Origin of the sequence: Microcoleus sp. Pol14D4, from assembly GCF_036701245.1 — a bacterium.
Classification (GTDB): domain Bacteria; phylum Cyanobacteriota; class Cyanobacteriia; order Cyanobacteriales; family Microcoleaceae; genus Microcoleus.
In genome coordinates this window covers 1-3,289 of record NZ_JAUBQM010000173.1, presented here as the reverse complement: position 1 = coordinate 3,289, position 3,289 = coordinate 1, and the positions used below count along the sequence as shown (strand labels likewise).

The window sequence follows — 3,289 nt, the reverse complement described above, 5'->3', positions numbered from 1 at the left end:
CAAGTTACATCATCAAATATTTTTAACTGGTTTACACACTGCTGTTATTGTACCTCATCTTTCTGAGAAAGGCTATAGGTCTACTTTTGCAGTGTTCTCTGAAGCCCAGTTACAGATGCTTCCTTCAATTCCTGCCAGAGAGAACTTGCGGCCATTGTCGTAAGACTTGAAGTCTGACAGCGATTTACCAGTCATTCCCCGCCCAAAAACAGCGGCCAAAACGGCCCGCAGCGTATCCTTGCCGTTAGACCCCTCGCCGTAACACAGTAAACCTTTAACACCCCGTCCCGTCAACTTTGAACGCACCAGCTTTAAATTCAACGCAGCAGCAGCAGTCCGCAAAAATACCTCACGCTGCGACGGCTCCAAGCATTCTAAAAGGCGATCGCAGTCAGTTGAGTCGATATCGGGGTCATACGTGCAGCCAACATAGGTATAGACCTGGTTAGGGTCATGTGGCACAAGCGAGTGAGAACCGTCAGGGTTAATTTTCACTACCCCTTTAGAAGTGTTCAACCCATCAGGATTGATGGTGTTAGGGTCTACGGCCACAGCTAAAAGCATATAGCTGTAGACCTCGTTGACACTGGCAGAGTTAGCCCGATTGCAGCGGTACTTCCCTCTTACAAATTCGGAGTAAGTGCTTAGCCAGTCAAGAATACGCCGCTTCTCGGTAGCTTCCGTTCGCAACTCATAATGAGTCCCGGTGAACTCAAAAAGCTGTCCTGCTATGGATACCCAGGGCGTGTCAGAGTACAGCGCATCCACAGCTTTCTGCACGTAGTTTTGCTCTGGAGTCGGTGCAGTATCTGGGATGTAGTCGTTTGCACTACTGTCATACTTCTGGCATACTACTTCTTCTCGCGTGCGCGGGTGAGGAGTAAGGAAATTTAGTATGTCTTGAGCGTTGAGTTTTTCGCTGTCAATCCAATCTTTGACATCTAATCCCTGACTTTTTGGCAAATTGTCCCAGGCTCCAGATTCGGGGTAACAGTAGAGCCACATTGCGTCGGGGAAGTGCTGGGAAACTTTAGCCGCGTCTTCAATGCCTGGTATGTCACGGTCAGGGCAAATAACAACCTTTGCACCTTGTAAATCGCTTGTGTCAGTGATTCGCCATTTACCCATACCGCCAATACTGGTGGTAGCGGCCAACCCTAAATCCCGAAGTGCATCCGCACACGACTCGCCGTCAACAATGAAAATCCAGTCGCCGTTTGCGATCGCCTTTTTGACATCGGCATAGCGGTAGATCGGGATGCTGGCACGTTCGACCTTGCCCAAACCCATTACCCAGTCGTTTTTGTCTTTGTCCCAGTGCTGTTGCTTGATATCCTTCTTGCGTCCGTCGCCGAAATCAACCCGCCGTACCCTGACAAGTGGGGAGCCGTCGCGGTCTGGATATTCCCAATGGCGGGTTTGAGCGGGGCGGATGGCTTTCTTTTCTTGGACTGGGGCGTAGTAAAAATGACCGTCCTGATCGGATTTAGTAGTCACTTCCCAACCCGTAGCGGGCGGTTGATTGCGACTACACACTGAAAGTTCGCCGATCGAATAACACCAGTCAGGTTTACCGCAGTGAGGGCATGGGCGGTCTTTGGATACACGGATAAGTTTACGGGCGCTTGGTTTTTGTCCGTTGGTTGAGTTATTATTCATAGATAAGTCGGCCTCATTGCCGAGGTGAATTTGACCAAAGACCGCTGACGACAGGTTCCAATTGCTGGCAGCGGTTTTTTGGCGTTTACAGTTTGAAAATTTGGAACTAGACAGGTGGAACCGTTCCGCAAACTTTAGTAAGCGGAGTCGGCTAGACTGTCGGTATGGCTGACACCTATCAAGCCATTGCAGAATTTAGGGATGAGAAGAAGATTTTTCAAGAGTTGGGCGAAAAGGTGGCAGATTGACAAGAGAGCCACAAACTTTACCCACGCCAACTCTTCCGATTCAATGTGTCCCTGTCTGGGAAACCGCCCGCCCCAAAAGTGCTTCAGAAAACACCGCAACCATACCCGCCACTCTCGGCGGATTTGTGCTTTCTCTTTTGGCGTTAGTGGGGGCAGGATGGGCATAGGGATATTTTACGTTGGGGGCTCACTTCGTCCCAAGATGCGATTTTTAGTCGCAACATTTCTAAATATTTCCGAAACCTAATAGGTTCCTCCAGCAAAACACTAAACAACACGCTGCTAAGTTTCGGGAAACCTATTAGGTTTCCGTGGTAAAAACGCTAAACAACGCACCCAAATTAAGGCTTCTGAGTGATGAGCTTGCTCGGCTAATAGAATATTATCTCGCCCATTGGAAATTCTTGGCCGGGAGGTAGCCCGTAACCAGCCCCTCCCTTTTTTGGCCGCTACCGATCGCCCTGACCACCCAGAACCGCATCCCGCGGTCGAGGTTGTGGTTCCCCTGGTGTTGGTGTTGGCGGGACTGCTACCCCGATCTGAGGCAATTGCAGGTCATCAAGATAGTAAGCGTACTTGTTGCCCTCCCCTCGTTGCGGGTAATACCTGCCGTTGCTTTTCCATGTGAACCCTTTATCCAACAAAGCGCTTAAGCAGAGCTTTAGTTCCGCGTTAGTTCCAGTCAGTCGCATCGCAGCTTGTGTCGGTATTTGATTTGTTGTCATTTCTCCCCCTCAAACTGATTGAGTAAATTTTGCAGTTTCACTTTGCCTTCTGAGAATTTGCGCCCTCCCATCTTGAGGACATTTTCAACAATCCAAGTCACAGACTTACCCGCTTCCATTGACTTACAAACTTCCAAATATATAGGGTAATCGGGAGAGTCGGAAGCGGAAACGGTTTCCTGTAAGTCGCTACTGTATATAGCTTCCAGCGCTTGACGGCTAGCTTCCACGTCAACGCCAGGGGAAGTCAGGATAAGCTCAGCTTCCTGCTGTCTTTGTTGCTGTGAAACGTAGGCAGATGTACTAATTTCATCAATCACATCGGCGGTGATTGCTCGCTCTTTAATTGCCTCAATCTCACCCTGCTCTGACAGTTTGCGGGCGATGTTGCCCGCCGACACTGCACAAGCAATTGCAGCACACAAACTCACCCCTTGCACCGCTTTGTGAGTGTCTAGCGTTTTGTCTAGTGTCGCTAGTGGAGTCAGCCACAGAACGACAGAGGACGCACTCAATACAAACAGTTTTAACTGCATAGAAACACCCCCAAACCAATCAGCAGCATCGCTAAACCGCCGATTAAGTAGTCAGACAGAATTAATTACAGAAATACATAGTATAATGATATTTCCGGCAAAATTATGAGTTAATTACAGT

General features: G+C 49.0%; 4 protein-coding genes. All 4 read right to left on the bottom strand.

Features of this window, described 5'->3' with window-relative positions; translation table 11 throughout:
• Positions 1-72 precede the first annotated feature (72 nt).
• The gene (locus QUA33_RS27835; protein ID WP_333152969.1) at positions 73-1,659 is read right to left on the bottom strand and encodes a hypothetical protein; all 1,587 of its coding nucleotides are present in this window, start codon (positions 1,657-1,659) and stop codon (positions 73-75) included.
• 134 nt (positions 1,660-1,793) lie between these two features.
• Entirely contained in the window at positions 1,794-2,072 is a 279-nt protein-coding gene (locus QUA33_RS27830; protein WP_333152968.1) for a hypothetical protein, read from the bottom strand.
• A 284-nt stretch (positions 2,073-2,356) separates the two neighbouring features.
• Positions 2,357-2,632: a hypothetical protein gene (locus QUA33_RS27825; protein WP_333152966.1), complete on the bottom strand. Its 276-nt coding sequence runs from the start codon at positions 2,630-2,632 to the stop codon at positions 2,357-2,359.
• Positions 2,629-3,168: a hypothetical protein gene (locus tag QUA33_RS27820; RefSeq protein WP_333152964.1), complete on the bottom strand. Its 540-nt coding sequence runs from the start codon at positions 3,166-3,168 to the stop codon at positions 2,629-2,631. Before QUA33_RS27820 ends, QUA33_RS27825 begins: the two co-directional genes overlap by 4 nt.
• Between the last annotated feature and the right edge of the window lie 121 nt (positions 3,169-3,289).

Bases quoted from the DNA above. Each gene is read 5' to 3' on its own strand.
- QUA33_RS27835 (WP_333152969.1), bottom strand. From the start codon at position 1,659: ATGAATAATAACTCAACCAACGGACAAAAACCAAGCGCCCGTAAACTT.
- QUA33_RS27830 (WP_333152968.1), bottom strand. From the start codon at position 2,072: ATGCCCATCCTGCCCCCACTAACGCCAAAAGAGAAAGCACAAATCCGC.
- QUA33_RS27825 (WP_333152966.1), bottom strand. From the start codon at position 2,632: ATGACAACAAATCAAATACCGACACAAGCTGCGATGCGACTGACTGGA.
- QUA33_RS27820 (WP_333152964.1), bottom strand. From the start codon at position 3,168: ATGCAGTTAAAACTGTTTGTATTGAGTGCGTCCTCTGTCGTTCTGTGG.